The organism is Streptomyces yaizuensis (genome assembly GCF_034961445.1).
In the GTDB taxonomy this organism is placed as follows: Bacteria; Actinomycetota; Actinomycetes; order Streptomycetales; family Streptomycetaceae; genus Streptomyces; species Streptomyces yaizuensis.
Genome location: NZ_BSBI01000017.1, coordinates 30122 through 49067 on the forward strand (window position 1 = coordinate 30122; position 18946 = coordinate 49067).

General features: G+C 71.3%; 15 protein-coding genes and 5 tRNA genes. 11 read left to right on the forward strand and 9 right to left on the reverse strand.

Features of this window, described 5'->3' with window-relative positions:
* Window positions 1-105: 105 nt before the first annotated feature.
* Window positions 106-1689: an acyl-CoA carboxylase subunit beta gene (locus tag SYYSPA8_RS31940; RefSeq protein WP_323450910.1), complete on the forward strand. Its 1584-nt coding sequence runs from the start codon at window positions 106-108 to the stop codon at window positions 1687-1689.
* 25 nt (window positions 1690-1714) lie between these two features.
* On the forward strand, window positions 1715-1921 hold the full coding sequence (locus SYYSPA8_RS31945; RefSeq protein ID WP_323450911.1) for an acyl-CoA carboxylase subunit epsilon: 207 nt from the start codon (window positions 1715-1717) through the stop codon (window positions 1919-1921).
* A 164-nt stretch (window positions 1922-2085) separates the two neighbouring features.
* Here SYYSPA8_RS31945 and SYYSPA8_RS31950 read toward each other — a convergent pair whose 3' ends face one another.
* From SYYSPA8_RS31950 to SYYSPA8_RS31985, 8 genes are all read right to left on the reverse strand, one after another.
* A complete protein-coding gene (locus SYYSPA8_RS31950) occupies window positions 2086-2667 on the reverse strand; it encodes a GTP-binding protein (RefSeq protein ID WP_050791473.1) in 582 nt (193 codons plus the stop codon).
* Window positions 2648-3223 carry a DUF742 domain-containing protein gene (locus SYYSPA8_RS31955; protein ID WP_323450912.1) on the reverse strand — a complete coding sequence of 192 codons (576 nt, stop codon included), beginning with the start codon at window positions 3221-3223 and terminating at the stop codon, window positions 2648-2650. The genes SYYSPA8_RS31950 and SYYSPA8_RS31955 overlap by 20 nt, the downstream gene beginning before the upstream one ends.
* A gap of 96 nt (window positions 3224-3319) precedes the next feature.
* Complete coding sequence (locus tag SYYSPA8_RS31960; protein ID WP_323450913.1) at window positions 3320-3733, reverse strand: roadblock/LC7 domain-containing protein; 414 nt, start codon at window positions 3731-3733, stop codon at window positions 3320-3322.
* Between the two features lie 10 nt (window positions 3734-3743).
* Window positions 3744-7217 carry a nitrate- and nitrite sensing domain-containing protein gene (locus SYYSPA8_RS31965; RefSeq protein ID WP_323450914.1) on the reverse strand — a complete coding sequence of 1158 codons (3474 nt, stop codon included), beginning with the start codon at window positions 7215-7217 and terminating at the stop codon, window positions 3744-3746.
* Between the two features lie 338 nt (window positions 7218-7555).
* A complete protein-coding gene (locus tag SYYSPA8_RS31970; protein ID WP_159686641.1) occupies window positions 7556-8137 on the reverse strand; it encodes a GTP-binding protein in 582 nt (193 codons plus the stop codon).
* A complete protein-coding gene (locus tag SYYSPA8_RS31975; RefSeq protein ID WP_323450915.1) occupies window positions 8118-8519 on the reverse strand; it encodes a DUF742 domain-containing protein in 402 nt (133 codons plus the stop codon). Before SYYSPA8_RS31975 ends, SYYSPA8_RS31970 begins: the two co-directional genes overlap by 20 nt.
* A 188-nt stretch (window positions 8520-8707) precedes the next feature.
* Window positions 8708-9121 carry a roadblock/LC7 domain-containing protein gene (locus SYYSPA8_RS31980; RefSeq protein ID WP_323451034.1) on the reverse strand — a complete coding sequence of 138 codons (414 nt, stop codon included), beginning with the start codon at window positions 9119-9121 and terminating at the stop codon, window positions 8708-8710.
* 9 nt (window positions 9122-9130) lie between these two features.
* Window positions 9131-13498: a nitrate- and nitrite sensing domain-containing protein gene (locus SYYSPA8_RS31985; RefSeq protein WP_407706127.1), complete on the reverse strand. Its 4368-nt coding sequence runs from the start codon at window positions 13496-13498 to the stop codon at window positions 9131-9133.
* Between the two features lie 583 nt (window positions 13499-14081).
* Between SYYSPA8_RS31985 and SYYSPA8_RS31990 the strand changes: the two genes are divergently transcribed.
* The 9 genes from SYYSPA8_RS31990 (at window position 14082) to SYYSPA8_RS32030 (ending at window position 18060) form a co-directional block, all read left to right on the forward strand.
* Window positions 14082-14282 carry a hypothetical protein gene (locus SYYSPA8_RS31990; protein ID WP_323451046.1) on the forward strand — a complete coding sequence of 67 codons (201 nt, stop codon included), beginning with the start codon at window positions 14082-14084 and terminating at the stop codon, window positions 14280-14282.
* Between the two features lie 174 nt (window positions 14283-14456).
* Window positions 14457-15233: a fumarylacetoacetate hydrolase family protein gene (locus tag SYYSPA8_RS31995; RefSeq protein ID WP_323450917.1), complete on the forward strand. Its 777-nt coding sequence runs from the start codon at window positions 14457-14459 to the stop codon at window positions 15231-15233.
* Window positions 15226-16701, forward strand: a complete 1476-nt coding sequence (gene gltX, locus SYYSPA8_RS32000) for a glutamate--tRNA ligase (RefSeq protein ID WP_323450918.1) — start codon at window positions 15226-15228, stop codon at window positions 16699-16701. The genes SYYSPA8_RS31995 and gltX overlap by 8 nt, the downstream gene beginning before the upstream one ends.
* A gap of 39 nt (window positions 16702-16740) precedes the next feature.
* Window positions 16741-17457, forward strand: a complete 717-nt coding sequence (locus SYYSPA8_RS32005) for an HAD family hydrolase (protein ID WP_323450919.1) — start codon at window positions 16741-16743, stop codon at window positions 17455-17457.
* A gap of 88 nt (window positions 17458-17545) precedes the next feature.
* Window positions 17546-17617, forward strand: a tRNA-Gln gene (locus tag SYYSPA8_RS32010).
* Between the two features lie 21 nt (window positions 17618-17638).
* Window positions 17639-17711: transfer RNA gene (locus SYYSPA8_RS32015), tRNA-Glu, on the forward strand.
* Between the two features lie 87 nt (window positions 17712-17798).
* Window positions 17799-17871 (forward strand) — tRNA-Glu (locus SYYSPA8_RS32020).
* Between the two features lie 17 nt (window positions 17872-17888).
* Window positions 17889-17960 (forward strand) — tRNA-Gln (locus SYYSPA8_RS32025).
* A 24-nt stretch (window positions 17961-17984) separates the two neighbouring features.
* Window positions 17985-18060, forward strand: a tRNA-Glu gene (locus SYYSPA8_RS32030).
* A gap of 153 nt (window positions 18061-18213) precedes the next feature.
* On the opposite strand, the gene ndgR is transcribed toward SYYSPA8_RS32030, so the two are convergent.
* Window positions 18214-18930: an IclR family transcriptional regulator NdgR gene (gene ndgR, locus SYYSPA8_RS32035; protein WP_073731617.1), complete on the reverse strand. Its 717-nt coding sequence runs from the start codon at window positions 18928-18930 to the stop codon at window positions 18214-18216.
* Window positions 18931-18946: the final 16 nt, after the last annotated feature.

Consider the following 18946-nt stretch of genomic DNA (forward strand, 5'->3'; position numbering starts at 1 on the left):
GGCCGGACAAGCCCACCGTTCTGTCAGAGCCCGACAGCAGATCGGTCAGGAGACTGTCCGGTGTCAACGGGACGCATTTCTTGCCCCGATCCGTAGGGTCGATGCATGACCGTTGTGGACGAGACCCCCAGCGAGCCGACGGACGCGCGCGGCCGTGTGGCTGAGCTCCGGGATTTGCGCGAGCGGGCGGTACGCGGCCCGAGCGACCGCGCGACCGAGGCGCAGCACGCCAAGGGGAAGCTGACCGCGCGCGAGCGGATCGACCTGCTGCTGGACGCGGGCTCGTTCCGCGAGGTGGAGCAGTTGCGGCGGCACCGGGCCACGGGTTTCGGCCTGGAGGCCAAGAAGCCGTACACCGATGGTGTGATCACCGGCTGGGGCACGGTGGAGGGCCGGACGGTCTTCGTCTACGCCCATGACTTCCGGATCTTCGGCGGCGCGCTGGGCGAGGCCCACGCCACGAAGATCCACAAGATCATGGACATGGCCATCGCGGCCGGTGCCCCGCTGGTGTCGCTGAACGACGGGGCCGGGGCCCGGATCCAGGAGGGCGTCTCCGCGCTCGCCGGGTATGGCGGGATCTTCCAGCGGAACACCCGGGCCTCCGGGGTGATCCCGCAGATCTCCGTGATGCTCGGCCCGTGCGCGGGCGGCGCCGCCTACAGCCCCGCCCTCACCGACTTCGTCTTCATGGTCCGTGAGACGTCCCAGATGTTCATCACCGGGCCGGACGTGGTCAAGGCCGTCACCGGCGAGGAGATCACCCAGAACGGCCTCGGCGGCGCGGACGTGCACGCCGAGACCTCCGGTGTGGCCCACTTCGCCTACGACGACGAGGAGACCTGCATCGCGGAGGTGCGCTACCTCCTGTCGATGCTGCCGCAGAACAACCGGGAGAACCCGCCGACGGTCGCCACCGACGACCCGGCGGACCGCCGCTCGGACGTCCTGCTCGACCTGGTCCCCGCCGACGGGAACCGCCCCTACGACATGCACCAGGTCATCGAGGAGCTGGTGGACGAGGGCGACTACCTGGAGGTCCACGAGCGCTGGGCGCGGAACATCATCTGCGCGCTGGCCCGGCTGGACGGCAGGGTCGTCGGCATCGTGGCCAACCAGCCGCAGACCCTCGCGGGCGTCCTGGACATCGAGGCATCGGAAAAGGGTGCGCGCTTTGTCCAGATGTGCGACGCTTTCAATATTCCGATCATCACCCTTCTGGATGTGCCCGGCTTCCTTCCGGGCGTCGACCAGGAGCACGGTGGGATCATCCGGCACGGCGCGAAGCTGCTCTACGCGTACTGCAACGCGACCGTGCCGCGGATCTCGCTGATCCTGCGCAAGGCGTACGGCGGTGCCTACATCGTCATGGACTCGCAGTCCATCGGCGCCGACCTCACCTACGCCTGGCCGACCAACGAGATCGCCGTGATGGGCGCCGAGGGTGCCGCCAACGTCATCTTCCGCCGGCAGATCGCCGAGGCGGAGGACCCCGAGGCCATGCGGACCCGCATGGTCAAGGAGTACAAGTCCGAGCTGATGCATCCGTACTACGCGGCGGAGCGGGGTCTGGTCGACGACGTCATCGACCCGTCGGAGACCCGCGAGGTGCTGATCGCGGCGCTCGCGATGCTCCGCACCAAGCACGCCGACCTTCCGTCCCGGAAGCACGGCAACCCCCCGCAGTAGCCCTGTGGAGAACGGAGCCCGATCGATGAGCACACCCACCACCGACGCCTCGCTGCTGCGGGTGGAGAAGGGCGACTGCGAGCCCGAGGAGCTGGCGGCGATCACCGCCGTGCTGCTGGCGCGGGCCGCCGCCACCCCCGACGAGCAGGCACCGCTCGGCCCGTCCGCCGCCGGCTGGCGCCGGCTGGAGCGCCAGCGCGGCTTCCAGCCCTCGCACAGCTGGCAGGGCTGATCCCCGCCCGTCCCCACGCAGTACCGAAGGGCCCGTACCACCCGTTCAGGGAAGCTACGGGCCCTTCGGCATGTCCGCCGCCCGGTCGCCCGTCCGTGGGCGGAACGCACCGGACCCCGCGCCTGGCACAGGCGCGGGGTCCGCGGTGAACGCAGGGTGCCGCTTTACCGCAGTCGTGCCATGAGGGCGTGTTCGACGAGGGTGATGAGGGCGCTTTTGGCGTCGGCGCGGTGGCGTGCGTCGGTGGTGATGATGGGGGTGTCGGGGCCGATCTGGAGGGCTTCGCGGACTTCTTCGGGGTTGTAGGGCTGGTGTCCGTCGAAGCCGTTGAGGGCGATGACGAAGGGGAGGCCGCTGTTTTCGAAGTAGTCGACTGCGGGGAAGCAGTCGGCGAGGCGTCGGGTGTCGACGAGGACGACGGCTCCGATGGCTCCTCGGACGAGGTCGTCCCACATGAACCAGAAGCGGTCCTGTCCGGGGGTGCCGAAGAGGTAGAGGATGAGGTCCTGGTCGAGGGTGATGCGGCCGAAGTCCATGGCCACGGTGGTGGTGGTCTTGTCCCCGGTGTGGGTGAGGTCGTCGATTCCGGCGGAGGCCGATGTCATGACGGCCTCGGTACGCAGCGGGTTGATCTCCGAGACGGCGCCGACGAACGTGGTCTTGCCCACGCCGAATCCGCCCGCCACCACGATCTTCGCGCTGGTGGTTGAGCGGGCTGCACCGCCGCTAGAGCTTGCGAAGTCCACTGAGCACCCTTTCGAGCAGTGTCACATCTGGCTGACCACCGGCGGCCTCGTCGCCGCCGGGCTGGTGGATGGCGACGAGGCCGGCCTCCGCCAGGTCGGCGACGAGGATCCGGGCGACGCCGAGGGGAATATGGAGGAGTGCCGAGATCTCCGCGACCGATTTGATCTCGATGCACAGTCGGCAGATCCGCTGGTGCTCGGGCAGCTGCCCGTGCAGGCTCATCGGATCGGCCGTGGTACTGACCAGTGCCTCGATGGCGAGCTGGTAGCGCGGCCGGGTCCGGCCACCGGTCATGGCGTACGGACGGACCAGCGGGTTGTGCGCGTTCTGCACGGGCGGCGGTTCCGGTGCCGCCCGCTGCGGTCGCTGGTCGTACCTCTGCCGGTCGTACGGGCGTTGCTCGTACGACGGATACTGCGGTTGTTGCTGGTACGGGGGCTGCTGCCCGCCGTTCCCGTCCGGGGCCGGGGGGAATCCGTAGCGGTGGCGGGACCGCTCCTCGGGCGTCCGGTGAGCACCGCCGTCGTAAGGGCGTCCGCCTGGGGGTGTTGCCACGTTTCCTCCTCCGAGTGCGAGTAGCCGGTTCCCGTCCCTGTGGAGCCGCGCCACCGCACCCTATGGTGCGGTGGCGCGAAACGCACTGTCTGCCGGTTAGTTGAGAAGACTCCCCTGAAGTTCCGCGCGGAGGTCGGGAGTCAGGACATTTCCGGCCCGGTCCACCAGCAGCGCCATCTCGTAGCCGATGAGGCCGATGTCGGCCTCCGGGTGGGCGAGCACGGCCAGCGAGGAGCCGTCCGAGATGGACATCAGGAAGAGGAAGCCGCGTTCCATCTCCACGACCGTCTGATTGACGGCCCCGCCCTCGAAGATGCGGGAGGCTCCCGCCGTCAGCGAGGTCAGTCCGGAGGCGACGGCCGCCAGCTGGTCGGCGCGGTCCCTGGGAAATCCTTCGGACATCGCCAGCAGGAGTCCGTCGGCGGAGACCACCACCGTGTGGGACACCCCGGGGGTGTTGTCCACGAAGTTGGTGATCAACCAGTTCAGATTCTGCGCTGCCTGGCTCATCGGGCTCACACTAACGCTCCTGGTTGTAGGTGCTACCCGGGCCGAAGCCCGGTCCGTTCGTGTCCGCTCCCGCGCTGCGTCCCCGCTGGACGCCGCGGCGGAGGTTGCTCAGCCTGCCCCGCACGTCCTCCGGAGCGCGGGAGACCTGGGGGCCCCGCTGCGCGGTCTGCTCCGCGGCGCCCTCGATGAGGTTGGCCTTGGGCACCCGTCGCGGAAGCCCGGACGAGGTGACCCCGCCCGCCTTCGGCTCACGGAGCTTCTCCGCCCGCTGCCAGCGTTCGTCGTTGGCCGAACGCCCGACCTCGGCCCCGGCGGAGCTGTGCGCGCCGCCCAGGGCCACGGACCGGTCACCCGGCGGTGTCCGCGGGGCTTCCTCCGCGGGCTGCCGCCACTGCTCCCCGGGCTGCTGCTGCGGCGCGGACTGCGGCTTCCCGGAGCCACGGCGCGGCAGACCCGCCTCGGTCAGCTCATGACCGCTGCCCGAGGGCTGACCCGGACGGTCGAAGCCTACGCGCTCGGAACCGTTCCCGGGACCGCCCAGAGGGGGCGTCGCCGCCTCCGGTTCTGGCTGGAAATTCGTCTCAAACGCGGTGGGGTAGGAGGTCTGCTCAGTCCAGTCACCCTGGTGGGGCTGGTGGACATAGGGAGTCCCATACGGCGCCTGGGTGGCTGCGGAGCCCTGGAACGGGTCCTCCGGATAGCCTCCGGCACCGGGCTGCACCAGCGCGTTCGGCCCCCCCTGGTGAGCGCCGTGAGCGCCGTGGGCGCCCTGGGCGTCGCCGGGGACCGGCGCGGGGTACTCGCCGGACGGGGTGTGCTCCCCGTACCCGGTCCCCGGATATCCGGGGGTCTCCTGGTGCCCGGGCCACGGCTGCCCGCCGTCCTGGGCCGGGAAGTCCTGGGCCGGGAAGTCCTGGGCCTGGAAGTCCTGGGCCTGGACCGGGAAGTCCTGCCCCGGGAAACCCTGCGCGGGGAAGTCCTGGGCGGGGAAGGGCGGCTGGGGGGCGGTCTGCTCCGGGAAAGCCGGCGACTGTCCGCCGAACGGAGCCGTCCGCTCCGGCCGGCCGTACTCCACTTGGCCCAGTCCCTGCTGGTCCGGGGCCGTGCGCCGCCCCGGAGCAGGCAGCCCCGGCGCGCCCGCCGTGCCCCCGCCGGGCGCCGGGCGCGCGGCCCCCTGGGCCTGTGCCTCCAGTGCCGCACGGCGCTCGCCGCGCTTCAGCGAGCGGTTGACGGCGTTCAGTCCGGCGGCAGGACCCTGCGGGGTCTCGTAGCGGGAGTCGTCGAAGCCCAGCTCCGCCGCCGTCCGCACCGGGGTGCCCGCGTACGACTGCTGCTCCGGGATGATCTGCGAGACCGTGAAGTCGCCCTCGGGCTGCGGCTCGCCGCCACCGCCCCGGCTGATCGCCTCCGGGATCATCACCAGCGAGGTGGTGCCGGCCTGCTCGCCCGAGGGCCGCAGCTGGACCCGGATCCCGTGCCGGTCGGCCAGCCGCCCGACCACGAAGAGCCCCATGCGCTGGGAGACGGCGGCGTCCACCACCGGCGGGTTCGCCAGCTTGTGGTTGATGTCGGCGAAGTCCTCGGCGGTGAGCCCGATCCCCTTGTCGTGGATCTCGACCATCACCCGCCCGTCGGGCAGCCTCGTCGCCGTCACCCGGACCTTGGTCTGCGGCGAGGAGAAGGTGGTGGCGTTCTCCAGCAGCTCCGCGAGCAGGTGCACGAGGTCGGTCACGGCCTGGCCGTGGATCTCCGTCTCGGGGACCCCGCTCAGCTCGATCCGCTCGTACGACTCCACCTCGGAGGAGGCCGCGCGCAGGACGTCCACCAGCGGTACGGGCTGGTTCCAGCGGCTGCCGGGCTCCTCGCCCGCGAGGATGAGCAGGTTCTCGCCGTTGCGGCGCATCCGGGTGGCCAGATGGTCGAGCCGGAAGAGCGACGCCAGCTGGTCCGGGTCGGCCTCGCTGTTCTCCAGCTCGCTGATCAGGGTCAGCGACCCCTCGATCAGCGACTGGTTGCGGCGGGAGAGATTGGTGAAGATCGCGTTGACGTTGCCCCGCAGCATGGCCTGCTCGGCGGCGAGCCGGACGGCCTCCCGGTGGACCTGGTCGAAGGCGCGGGCGACCTCGCCGATCTCGTCCCGGCTGTCGATCGGGATCGGCTGCACCCGGGTGTCCACCCGGCCCGGGTCGGTCCGGGAGAGCTGGTCGACCAGCATCGGCAGCCGCTGCTCGGCGATGCCGAAGGCGGCCGTCCGCAGCCGCTGCATCGACCGGCTCATCTGCCGGGCCACCGCACCGGCCAGGACGAACGCCGTCAGCAGGGCGATCACGGTGATCGCACCGATGACGAAGGCGTCGCGGCGGGCGTCGCCGGCGATGTCGCCGGCCTCCCGCACCGCGCGGTCCACCAGCTCCTTCTCGACCTCGCGGTACCCCTCGAACTGGGCGGTCGAGGCCGCCATCCAGGTCTCGGGGGTGATGTCCCGCTTCTTCAGCTCCGCGGGGTCAGCCCCGGTGCCGATCCGGCGGGCCATGCCGGTGAAGACGGACTCGTCCTCCTTCGGCGGGGTCAGCCCGGACTGCTCCAGCTTCTTCTCGCTGTCGGCCGACCGCTGGGCCATGACCGACCGGAGCTTGTCCACATCGGCCCGGGTGCCGCCGGAGACGAACTCCGCGACCGCGATCTGCTCCAGATAGTTGTAGGAATTGAAGGCGATGGTCTGCTTCTGGAAGACGTCCGGCTTGTCACTCGGACGCACCAACAGGTGCATACCAATGGAGCGCTGAAGCGATTCGGCGGCCTTCGCGAGCTGAATGGCGTAGACCATGCGCCCGTAACTCGTCACATTCCCGGTGCCGAGCCCCAACTCGTTGGCGAACTCCATGAGGGAGTGCTGCACCTGGACATAGCCCTCCTCGGTGGAGACCGGGTCCAGGCTGGTGGTGTACGCGGCCTCGCGGAGCTTCTTCAGCCCCGGCTCCTCCTCCCGGAAGAGCGTGAGCCGGCGCTCCAGACCCTGGCCCGGGGGCATGTCCTTGACGGCCTTGTCGAAAGCGGCCTTGGCCGTGTCCGTCGCGGAATACGCCTGGACGACCGCGTCGGCGCGGCGGTCCTCGGGGGTGGTCGCCGTCAGCAGCGGCTGCGCGGTGAGGTCGCGCTCGTTCAGGAGCGCGGCACCGTACTCGGCGGCGGCCCGCACCACGCGGGCGGTCCGCTCGGCGTCCTGCGCCTCGCTCCAGGTGTCGATGGCCGACTTGACCTGGAAACCGCCCATGACCAGCCCGACCAGGACCGGGATGAGCAGGATCGCGTTCAGCCGGGTGGGCACCCGCCAGTTGCGCGGGGAGAGCCGGCCGCCACCGGAGGGGACGGGAGCCGGCGCAGGAGCGGCCGCGGGCACGTCGGCGGGGACCGCCGCGCGCTGGGGCGGGGTGAAGTTGCCCCGCGCCTGCTGCTCCGCGGAGCTCTTCTTGCTTCGCCTCACTCGACCAAAACCTCTCGGCGCCGGCACCGTAGCTGTGCCGTTGTCATGTTTCAGAGCCGTACCACTCAGAAGTCCGTCGAATTTCAGCATGTGGAGCGGGTGGGTTCCAAACAGTTGGAATCAGCCATTCCGAGCGATCGCATCGACAGATAAAACGGGCATAAAGAGCGAGACGCTTCAAATGCCCAGGGAAATGTGAGCGCAGCGGTACCGCCCGGATGCATCGGGTGTCCGGTCCGGGGCAATTCTCTGTCGAAACGTTATGAACATGGGGGCGGACCGTGTCAAAGGACACAGCCCGCCCCTTCGCGACTACGACAACTTCCGTATGCGTATGTCTACTTGAGTCGTGCCATGAGGGCGTGTTCGACGAGGGTGATGAGGGCGCTTTTGGCGTCGGCGCGGTGGCGTGCGTCGGTGGTGATGATGGGGGTGTCGGGGCCGATCTGGAGGGCTTCGCGGACTTCTTCGGGGTTGTAGGGCTGGTGTCCGTCGAAGCCGTTGAGGGCGATGACGAAGGGGAGGCCGCTGTTTTCGAAGTAGTCGACCGCGGGGAAGCAGTCGGCGAGGCGTCGGGTGTCGACGAGGACGACGGCTCCGATGGCTCCTCGGACGAGGTCGTCCCACATGAACCAGAAGCGGTCCTGTCCGGGGGTGCCGAAGAGGTAGAGGATGAGGTCCTGGTCGAGGGTGATGCGGCCGAAGTCCATGGCCACGGTGGTGGTGGTCTTGTCCCCGGTGTGGGTGAGGTCGTCGATTCCGGCGGAGGCCGATGTCATGACGGCCTCGGTACGCAGCGGGTTGATCTCCGAGACGGCGCCGACGAACGTGGTCTTGCCCACGCCGAATCCGCCCGCCACCACGATCTTCGCGCTGGTGGTCGACCGGGCCGCGCCGCCGCTAGAGCTTGCGAAGTCCACTGAGCACCCTTTCGAGCAGTGTCACGTCCGGCGTGCCGCCGGAGTCTCCGTTGCCCGGCTGGTGGATCGCCACCATGCCCGCCTCCGCCAGGTCGGCGACGAGGATCCGGGCCACGCCGAGCGGCATGGACAGCAGGGCCGACACCTCGGCCACCGACTTGACCTCACGGCACAGATGGCAGATCCGCTGGTGCTCCGGGAGCAGCCCGGCGAGCAGCGCGGGATCGGCCGTCGTGCTGACCAGTGCCTCGATGGCGAGCTGGTAGCGCGGCCGGGTCCGGCCACCGGTCATGGCGTACGGACGTACCAGCGGCTGGTCACCCTCGAAACCGTAGTCGGCTTGGGAGCCGTACGGATCGTGAGAGGCGGTTGGCGGGGTCATGAGTCCTCCGGGCGGGACAGCAGTGGTCGGCGTGCCGTCGGAGCGGGCCGGTGGGGATCCGGTTGGGCGACCTGACGGTGACGGCGCGTTCGCGCGCTATCTGGATTGATGGGTGGCAGGGGATTCGGCGGTCGTCGTCAGCGGTGCCGTCGGTGCGGCCGGCCGTACCGGGGGAGTGGGGGAAGTCATCAGTGCAGCAGGCTTCCCTGGAGTTCCGCGCGGAGGTCCGGGGTGAGGACCCCGCCCGCGCGGTCGACCAGCAGCGCCATCTCGTAGCCGACCAGGCCGATGTCGCACTCGGGGTGGGCGAGCACGGCCAGCGAGGAGCCGTCGGAGATGGACATCAGGAAGAGGAAACCGCGTTCCATCTCCACCACGGTCTGGCTCACCGGGCCGCCCTCGAAGATGCGGGAGGCTCCCGCCGTCAGCGAGGTCAGTCCGGACGCGACGGCCGCCAGCTGGTCGGCGCGGTCGCGGGGGAACCCCTCGGACATCGCCAGCAGGAGTCCGTCGGCGGAGACCACCACGGTGTGGGACACCCCTGGGGTGTTGTCCACGAAACTGGTGATCAACCAGTTCAGATTCTGCGCCGCCTGGCTCATCGGGCTCAACTAACGCTCCTGCGGGTGTGTGGGGCCGAGGTTGAAGCTGCCGGTCGTCGAGCTGTTCTGCTGACGGCCCTGCTGAATGCCACGGCGGAGATTGGTGAGCCGACCGCGTACATCGTCGGGCGCTCGCGAGACCTGCGGACCGCTCTGAGCGCTCTGTTCCTGTGCCGTGCCCGCGACCAGGTTGGCGCGCGGGACCCGGCGGGGGAGACCTGAGGTGGTGACGCCGCCGGCGGCCGGCTTGCGGATCCGCTCCGCCTGCCGCACCAGCTCGTCGTTGGGGGAGGAGCGCCAGCCGGCGCCGTCGGTGCCCTCCGGGAGATCCGCGGTGGTCTCGCCGGGGGTGCGCCGGGGCAGGCCCTCGGGCTCCTGCGGGGGGGACTGCTCGGCCGGGCCCGCGTGGGTGCCCGGACCGTCCTGCGGACCGGGGAGCGCGTCCCGCTGATCGAGGTGGCCGTCCTGACCGGGGTGACCCTCCTGAACGGGACGGTCGTCCTGGCCGGGGTGGCCCTCGGCCTCCGCCCGGCTCCGCTCCTGGGTACGGAACCAGTCCGTCTCCAGCGTGTCGTACAGCGGGGTGCGGCCGTCGCCCGGGTTCTGCGCGGGCGGCAGCGCCTCGGGCTGCGGCTGGGCGGGCAGCGCCGGCGGACGGTAGCCCTCCGGGGCGTTCTCGCGGCCCTCGTAGCCACGCGGGGCGGGCGCGGGGCCCGGCGCGGGCGGCTGCGGGGCGCCGAGGTCGGTCCTCGGGAACTGGCCGGTGGCCGCCGGGTCGCCGTAGCCGGGACGGTCGTACGGGCGCTCGTACTGCCCGGACGTCTGGTCCTGGTAGCCGGGCTGCTGGTACGCGCCGGGGCCCTGGTCCTGGTGGCCGGGGCGCGGCAGCTGTCCGGAGCCCTGGTCCTGGAAGGCGGGGCGGGGCAGCTGTCCGGAGGACGGGTCCTGGAACTCCCCATGGGCCGTCCGGCCCGAGGACGGGTCCTGGTGGCCCGGGCGCTCGTACTGGCCGGACGTCTGGTCCTGGTAGCCGGGACGCTCGTACTGGCCGGAGTTCTGGTCCTGGTAGCCGGGCTGCTGGTACTGGCCGGACGTCTGGTCCTGGTGGCCGGGGCGCGGTATCTGCCCGGACGAGGGGTCCTGGAAGTCGGGACGCGTGAACTGTCCGGTCGCCGCCGGGTCCTGGCCCGGGGCGGAGGGCCGCGGGGTGTCCAGGTCGATGCGGGGCATCGGCGAGGTCGCCGCCGGGTCCTGCTCCGGGGCGCCGTGGGGCGCCCCCGGACGCGTACCGCCGAAGGCCTGGTCCCGGCCCGGGTCGGCGGCCGGGCGGTTCTGGGGCGCGAAGCCGCCGCCCTGGGCACCACCCGGCGCACCGCCGGGGTTGCCGCCCGGCGGGCCGAAGACGTCGTTGCGGACGAACGGACCGCCCGGACCGCCCTGCTGGGGTCCCTGGGGAGCCTGGGGCCCCTGCGGTCCCTGGGGGAAGCCGTTGCCGGAGTCGCCGGGCGCCGTCCGCCGGCGGCCCGGGGCGTCGTTCTCCTCGTGGCCGCGCGGCAGGTCGGTGCCGGGGCCGCCCTGGGGAATGGCCCGGTCGCTGCCCCAGCCCGGGGTCTGCGGCCGCTGCGGACCGGCGGCGCCGGGCAGCTCGGGGCGCGGACCGCCGGCCGTGGGCAGCTGCCGGCCGCGGTCGCCCGCGTTCGGGCCGCCGGGGCCCGCCGGGGCGCTGCCCCGGCCGGGGCCGCCGCTCTGCGGAGGACGGTTGCCGAAGGCGCCCGCCAGTCCGCCGCCCTGACGGGCCGGTCCGGGGCCGCCGTCGCGGCTCGGCAGCGCGCCGCGCTGGCCGGGGCCGCCGCTGCCCGCGCCGACCTGGCCGCGCTGCGGCGGGGCACCGGCCCCGAGCAGCCCGCCCTGCACGGCGCCGGCACCGGGGCCGCCGGGGCGGTTCCCCCCGGGGACACCCTGGGGCATACCGCCGGGCACACCCGAGCCGGGGGCGCCGGGCGCCTTCTTGCCGCCGTTGGCGACGTCGACCGGCAGCATGACGAGCGCGGTCGTACCGCCCGAGTCGGAGGGCCGCAGCTGGATGCGGATGCCGTGGCGCAGCGACAGCCGGCCGACCACGAACAGGCCCATGCGGCGGGAGACGGAGACGTCCACGGTGGGCGGCGATGCCAGCCGCTCGTTGATCGCGGCGAGGTCCTCGGGGGAGAGGCCGATGCCGGTGTCGTGGATCTCGACCAGGACCCGCCCGTCGGGCAGGGCGTGGCCGGTGACGCGGACCTTGGTCTGCGGGGAGGAGAACGAGGTGGCGTTCTCCAGCAGCTCGGCGAGGAGGTGCACGAGGTCGTTGACGACGCGGCCGGCGACCTCGGTGGCGGGCACGGCGGCCAGTTCGATCCGCTCGTACTGCTCCACCTCGGAGGCGGCGGCGCGCAGGACGTCGACCAGCGGGACCGGGCGGGTCCAGCGGCGGCCGGGCTCCTCGCCCGCGAGGACGAGGAGGTTCTCGCCGTTACGGCGCATACGGGTCGCGAGGTGGTCCAGCTTGAACAGGGACGACAGCTGGTCCGGGTCGGCCTCGCGGGACTCCAGTTCGGAGATCAGCGACAGCTGCCGCTGGATGAGGCCCTGCGAGCGCCGCGAGAGGTTGGTGAACATCGCGTTGACGTTGCCCCGCAGCAGCGCCTGCTCGGCGGCGAGGCGGACCGCCTCGCGGTGCACGTCGTCGAAGGCCGCGGCCACCTTGCCGATCTCGTCGCGGGAGTGGACGCCGACGGACTCGACGGAGGTGTCCACGTCCTGCGGGTCGGACTCGGAGAGCTGCTTGACCAGCTCGGGCAGGCGGTCCTGGGCGACGCGGGTCGCGGTGTCCTGGAGCCGGCGCAGCGAGCGGATCATGGAGCGGGCCACGACGAACGCGCCGACCAGGGAGACACCGAGGACGACGAGGATCAGGGCACCGTTGATGATGGCGTCCCGCTGCGACTCCTCGCGCAGCTGGCGGGCCTTGGACTCCATCTCGCCCAGCAGCGTCTGCTCGATCTGCTTCATCGAGGTGATGCGGACGCCGTAGTCGTCGGTCCAGTCGAGGTACGAGCGGTCCTGCCGGTCGGCCAGGCCGTCGGCGCGGCTCAGGACCCGCTGGGCGTAGTCCTCGGACTCGCCGATGATCGGGTTGCCCTTGTCGAGCTGGTCCGTGAGGTCCTGGGAGTCGCCGCCGGAGGAGTCGTAGATCTGCTCGAACTGCTCCAGCTCGTCGTCGCCGTTCTTGAGCGCGGCCTCGCCGTACTCGCGGTCGGTGTCGGTGAGGCCGGGGCCCTCGGAGCCGGCGCCGCCGGGCAGTGCGGCGGCGATGATCGCGCGCTGCATGGACGCGTACTCCTTGGCGGAGGAGAACGCCGCCAGCGCCCGGGTGCGCTTGATCATCTCCGGGTTACTGGTGGCCTGCGCCATGTCCTGGGAGAGGCCGAGCAGCGACTCGATGAGCCGGTGGTAGCTCTCCACCGTCAGGGACTTGGGCAGTCCGGCGGCGTACGCGGTCTTGCGCAGGGTGTTCAGCTCGGCCAGCTGGGTGGCGATCTGGTTCGCGTTGGCGCGAATGCTGACCAGTGCGTCGTTGTCATCCGTGTTCGGGATGTCGCGCGTGGTCTCCAGGAAGCTCTTGCGGGCCCGGTCGGTCGCCTCGCGCGGCTCGACGATCTTGAAGTCCGTCTTGTTGACCTTGTTGGCGAGCGGACCGGCCGTGAGGTCGCGCTCCTCCTGGAGGGCGACCGCGAGCTTGGTCGCCTCCTGGGTCATGTCGGTGAGCAGCTGCATGTGGTCCAGCTGCTCCATGCGCTCCATGGACTCGTTGATCCGGAGCCCGCCCAGGGTGGTCGCCGCGACCACGGGGAGGGTCAGCAGCGAGACGAGCCTGGTGCTGATGCGCCAGTTGCGCAGGGCGAGCCGGGAGCCGGTGTCCGTGGGGCCCTTGCCCTTGGGGGCGGTACGGGGGGTGTCGCCCGCGGGGACGGGGGTGCCGCCGCCGGGGCCACCGGGCCCGCCGGGGCCACCGGGCCCGCCGGGTCCGCCCGGTCCTCCGGGGCCTTGTGCGCCGCCTCCCGGGCCGCCGGGTCCACCCGGTGCTCCGGGTCCTCCGGGCACCGTGACACCGGCGCGGGCAGCTGCGGAGCGGGGGCCTCCGGGCAGCGGCGCGGGGCCGGAGCGGCCGGTGCGCTCACCGTTGTCGCCGGGCACCCGCGGTCCCTGGTTCTGGGTGTGCTGGGGCGAGGAGCCGCGGTCGGTCCCGCCGCGCGGCTCCTGTTCCGCTACAGCTTCCCCTCGGCCCTGACGGGCGGGGGGAGACCCGTTGCCATCCCTCTTGAAACGTCCCTGCACTAGCGTCGCAACCTCTTGACCAGGCGTCCCCCCGCGTCGCGGTGGAACTGTTGTCGGCGTGGGTGAGGCGCGGCAAGCGCCCCGGTGGTGGTCGTGAGTGACCGGCGCCCTTCCCCCCTTTCCCGCCGCCGTCCGGCGCTGCGTTGCGCCCTTCCTGCGCGCCGGCCTGAGAACCGCGGCGGTGCGTGGAATTCCAGCACAGTGCCGGATCTCCAACAAGGGCCGCGTGCCGGGTCGCGACAGCTGTGACGTACCGTGAGTGACGAGTCACCGGTCGTAGAAAGAGTTCAGGGAGGAAAGGGACATTTCCTTGCGATTTCGTGAGGCGTGAAGGGTGCCCCAGTCGCCATGATCGGGAGCGGAATGGCTGCTTGGGGCAGCAATGTCCGATTCTGAACCCCTACCGTCCGCTGGGAAATGACCGAATTGTCGGGCAACTCGTGAGCAAACTCACAGCAATCCCGCCGTCTCTCCCCACTTTCGCGGGGAATCCGATGTTTAGCCTGGCGCTTTACACGCACGGCATTCTGTCGACCGCCGCTCCCCGAGCGGCCCCACACTCGCGAGGGTCGGAAACCAGCCGATGAAGACGCCCACGAAGACGCCCATCAGGACGACGATGACGCTCCGCAACATAGCGAACCCGCGCCGCACCACCCTCGCGCACCTGGGCGAGGGCGAGGTCTTCGCGGTGCCCGAGCGGCCCGAGCACGCGACCGAGCTGCCCACGCAGACCGCCAACCCGCGCCGCACCATCCTCATGGTCGCCCCCGCCCAGGGCTGACCCGCCCCGGGCCCGTGCGGCGGACCGGGCCCGTCGCCTCATGCGCACCGCCCCAGGGCCTCGTGCGCACCGTCCGCCGCCGGGCGGCCCGCATGAGGCGACGGCCCCGCCGCGTTAGCCTGGAGCGTCAGACTCCAGCAGCGTCAAGCAGTAGTAGAGGGGCATCCGCATCCCGTGCGCATCGCCAGGTTCTCCATCGACGGCAATGTCGCCTTCGGCGCGGTCGAGGGCGAGGGCCCGGACGGGCTCGTCCTCGACATCATCAAGGGCATTCCGTTCGCGGACTTCGAACTCTCCGGCACCAAGGTCCCGCTGAGCAAGGTCAGGCTGCTGCCGCCCGTGCTCCCCAACAAGGTCGTGGCCTTCGGCCGGAACTACGCGGACCACGCGGCCGAGCTGGGCCACGAGGCCCCCGAGCGGCCGTTCGCCTTCTTCAAGCCCGCCACCTCGGTCATCGGCTCCGGTGACGCCATCGTGTACCCCTCCTTCTCGAAGGAGCTGCACCACGAGGCCGAGCTGGCCGTCGTCATCGGCCGGATGTGCCGCGAGGTCCCGCGCGAGCGCGTCAAGGACGTCATCCTCGGCTACACCTGCGCCAACGACGTCACCGCCCGCGACGTCCAGCGGCAGGAGAAGCAGTGGGCCCGGGCCAAGGGCTTCGACACCTCCTGCCCGCTCGGCCCCTGGGTGGAGACGGACCTCGATCCGTCCGACCTCGCCATCCAGTGCACCGTCAACGGCGAACAGCGCCAGCTGGGCCGCACCAGCGAGATGACGCACTCCATCGAGGAGCTGATCGTCAACATCTCCGAGGCGATGACGCTGCTCCCGGGCGATGTGATCCTCACGGGCACCCCCGCCGGAGTCGGCCCCCTCTCCGTCGGCGACGAGGTCGCCGTCACCATTCAAGGCATCGGCACTCTCACCAACAAGGTGATCAAGCGTGGCTAACGCGAATGTCCGCGTACGTTTCTGTCCCTCGCCGACCGGCAACCCCCATGTGGGTCTGGTCCGCACCGCCCTCTTCAACTGGGCCTTCGCCCGCCACCACGGCGGCACCATGGTCTTCCGCATCGAGGACACCGACGCGGCCCGCGACTCCGAGGAGTCCTACGGCCAGCTGCTCGACTCGATGCGCTGGCTCGGCCTGGACTGGGACGAGGGCCCCGAGGTCGGCGGTCCGCACGCGCCCTACCGCCAGTCGCAGCGGACGGAGATCTACCGGGACGTCGCCCAGCGGCTGCTGGACGCCGGCCACGCCTACCACTGCTACTGCTCCACCGAGGAGCTGGACGCCCGCCGCGAGGCCGCCCGCGCGGCCGGCCGGCCCTCCGGCTACGACGGGCACTGCCGCGACCTGACCGACGAGCAGATCGCCGCCTACGTCGCCGAGGGCCGCCCGTCGATCGTCCGCTTCCGGATGCCCGACGAGCCGATCACCTTCACCGACCTGGTCCGCGGCGAGCTGACCTTCACCCCGGAGAACGTGCCGGACTACGGCATCGTCCGGGCCAACGGCGCCCCGCTGTACACGCTGGTCAACCCGGTCGACGACGCGCTGATGGAGATCACCCACGTCCTGCGCGGCGAGGACCTGCTCTCCTCCACCCCGCGCCAGGTCGCCCTCTACCGGGCGCTGATCGAGCTGGGCGTGGCCAAGGAGATCCCCGCCTTCGGGCACCTCCCCTACGTCATGGGCGAGGGCAACAAGAAGCTCTCCAAGCGCGACCCCGAGGCCTCCCTCAACCTCTACCGGGAGCGCGGCTTCCTCCCCGAGGGCCTGCTGAACTACCTCTCCCTCCTCGGCTGGTCCTTCTCCGCCGACCAGGACGTGTTCTCGGTCGCCGAGCTGGTCGAGAAGTTCGACATCGCGGACGTCAACGCCAACCCGGCCCGCTTCGACCTGAAGAAGGCCGAGGCGATCAACGCCGACCACATCCGCCGGCTCGGCGTGGAGGCGTTTACCGACGCCTGCGCGCCGTGGCTGCGGGCCCCGTACGCGAACTGGGCCCCCGAGCGGTTCGACACCGCCGCCTGGGAGGCCATCGCCCCCCACGCGCAGACGCGGCTCACCGTCCTCTCCGACATCACCGCCAACGTGGACTTCCTCTTCCTGGACGAGCCGGTCCTGGACGAGGCCTCCTGGGCCAAGGCGATGAAGCCGGGCGCCGACGCGCTGCTGGTCACGGCCCGCGAGAAGCTGGCCGCCGCCGACTGGAGCGGCGCCGACCCCCTCAAGGAGGCCGTCCTGGCGGCGGGCGAGGCCCACGGCCTCAAGCTGGGCAAGGCCCAGGCGCCGGTCCGGGTCGCGGTCACCGGCCGCACCGTGGGGCTGCCCCTCTTCGAGTCCCTGGAGATCCTGGGCCGCGAGAAGACCCTCGCCCGGATCGACGCGGCGCTGGCGAAGCTCGCCGGCTGACGGGGACGGCCGCCGCCACCCCCGGCTACCGTACGGATCATGACGATCCGAGCGGTTCTCTGGGACATCGACGACACGATCTTCGACTACGGCGGCGCCGACCACGCGGGCATGGAACAGCACCTGCTCGCCGAGGGCCTGGCCGACGGATTCACCTCCGACGGCCAGGCCCTTCGCCGTTGGAAGGAGCTGACGGCGATCCACTGGGCCCGGTTCTCGGCCGGCGAGACCGACTGGCCGGGCCAGCGCCGGGACCGGGTGCGGGGGTTCATCGGACACGCCCTGAGCGACGCGGAGGCCGACGACTGGTTCGGCCGCTATCTCGTCCACTACGAGGCGGCCTGGGCCCTCTTCCCGGACGTCCTCCCGGCCCTGGACGCCCTCGGCGGCTACCGCCACGCCCTGCTCTCCAACTCGTCGCTCACGGTCCAGCGCCCGAAGCTCGCCGCGCTCGGTGTGGCCGACCGCTTCGAGGCCGTCGTCTGCGCCGTCGAGCTGGGCATATCCAAGCCCGAGGCCGAGGCGTTCCGCAGCGCCTGCCGCACCCTGGGACTGCCGCCCGAGCAGGTCGCGTACGTCGGCGACGAGCCCGACATCGACGCCCGGGGCGCCACGGACGCGGGGCTCATGGGCATCTGGCTGGACCGCGCGGACACCGGCGGACGCCCCGGTCTGACCCGGGTCACCGACCTCGCCCAGCTGCCCGCGCTGCTCCGGGGGGATACCCGTTTTGGAGCGCCGTCCACCTTCGGGTAATGTTCTTTCTGCGCCGCCCGGGAAGGCCGAAAAGCCCGACCGGAAAGCGCAACACAGAGCAAGACCCCCACCGGGGGTTGCGTTTTGGTGGCCTATGGTGTAATTGGCAGCACGAGTGATTCTGGTTCACTTAGTCTTGGTTCGAGTCCAGGTAGGCCAGCTCGCAGAGCTTATCTGCAAAGCCCCCGTTGTGTAGCGGCCTAGCACGCTGCCCTCTCAAGGCAGTAGCGCCGGTTCGAATCCGGTCGGGGGTACAGATCCATCCTGCTGGATCACCAGGGTCGCTCCCGGTGATCGCGCGGTGACAATGGTCCGGCTCGCGCCGGGCCGGGATCGCTAGGGCCCCCGTTGTGTAGCGGCCTAGCACGCCGCCCTCTCAAGGCGGTAGCGCCGGTTCGAATCCGGTCGGGGGTACTGGTTCTAAACCACCATGGCCTATGGTGTAATTGGCAGCACGAGTGATTCTGGTTCACTTAGTCTTGGTTCGAGTCCAGGTAGGCCAGCAGATCCTCGGATCTCACAGACTTGCCCCCGTTGTGTAGCGGCCTAGCACGCCGCCCTCTCAAGGCGGTAGCGCCGGTTCGAATCCGGTCGGGGGTACCAGCGAGGAAGCCCCTCCGTGATCATCACGGAGGGGCTTTTCCCGTTCCCGGTCTCCGGTCGCGCCGGCCGTGGGGGAGTGGTCGGTGATCACCGGGTGATCCGGTTCCGTACCTCCGTCCAGGGAGACGGTACGGAACCGGGCCGCCCGGCGGGTCAGCCGCTGCGGCGCAGGGCCTCGGAGAGCCGGCCGGCGGCGTCGATGATCGCCTGGGCGTGCATCCGGCCGGGGTGCCGCGTCAGCCGCTCGATCGGCCCGGAGACCGACACGGCGGCCACCACGCGGTTGGACGGGCCGCGCACGGGCGCGGAGACCGAGGCCACGCCCGGCTCGCGCTCGCCGATGGATTGCGCCCAGCCCCGGCGCCGTACACCCGACAGGGCCGTCGCCGTGAAGCGGGCCCCCTGGAGCCCCCGGTGCAGCCGCTCCGGCTCCTCCCAGGCCATCAGGATCTGCGCGGAGGATCCGGCCTTCATCGTCAGCGTGGAGCCCACGGGGACCGTGTCCCGCAGACCGGACAGCCGCTCGGCCGCCGCCACACAGATCCGCATGTCGCCCTGGCGGCGGTAGAGCTGGGCGCTCTCGCCCGTCACATCGCGCAGATGGGTGAGGACCGGGCCGGCCGTGGCCAGTAGGCGGTCCTCGCCGGCCGCCGCCGCCAGCTCGGCCAGCCGGGGCCCGAGGATGAAGCGGCCCTGCATGTCCCGCGCCACCATCCGGTGGTGTTCCAGTGCCACGGCCAGACGGTGGGCCGTGGGCCGTGCCAGCCCGGTCGCCGCGACCAGCCCGGCCAGGGTGGCCGGACCGGACTCCAGTGCGCTGAGAACCAGAGCCGCCTTGTCGAGTACGCCGACGCCGCTAGAGTTGTCCATGCAACGATACTTGCGT

What these genes read in the sequence shown, in the direction of transcription:
- SYYSPA8_RS31940 (WP_323450910.1), top strand. Translation starts at nt 106, where the DNA reads ATGACCGTTGTGGACGAGACCCCCAGCGAGCCGACGGACGCGCGCGGC.
- SYYSPA8_RS31945 (WP_323450911.1), top strand. Translation starts at nt 1,715, where the DNA reads ATGAGCACACCCACCACCGACGCCTCGCTGCTGCGGGTGGAGAAGGGC.
- SYYSPA8_RS31960 (WP_323450913.1), bottom strand. Translation starts at nt 3,733, where the DNA reads ATGAGCCAGGCAGCGCAGAATCTGAACTGGTTGATCACCAACTTCGTG.
- SYYSPA8_RS31975 (WP_323450915.1), bottom strand. Translation starts at nt 8,519, where the DNA reads ATGACCCCGCCAACCGCCTCTCACGATCCGTACGGCTCCCAAGCCGAC.
- SYYSPA8_RS31980 (WP_323451034.1), bottom strand. Translation starts at nt 9,121, where the DNA reads ATGAGCCAGGCGGCGCAGAATCTGAACTGGTTGATCACCAGTTTCGTG.
- SYYSPA8_RS31990 (WP_323451046.1), top strand. Translation starts at nt 14,082, where the DNA reads ATGAAGACGCCCACGAAGACGCCCATCAGGACGACGATGACGCTCCGC.
- SYYSPA8_RS32005 (WP_323450919.1), top strand. Translation starts at nt 16,741, where the DNA reads ATGACGATCCGAGCGGTTCTCTGGGACATCGACGACACGATCTTCGAC.
- ndgR (WP_073731617.1), bottom strand. Translation starts at nt 18,930, where the DNA reads ATGGACAACTCTAGCGGCGTCGGCGTACTCGACAAGGCGGCTCTGGTT.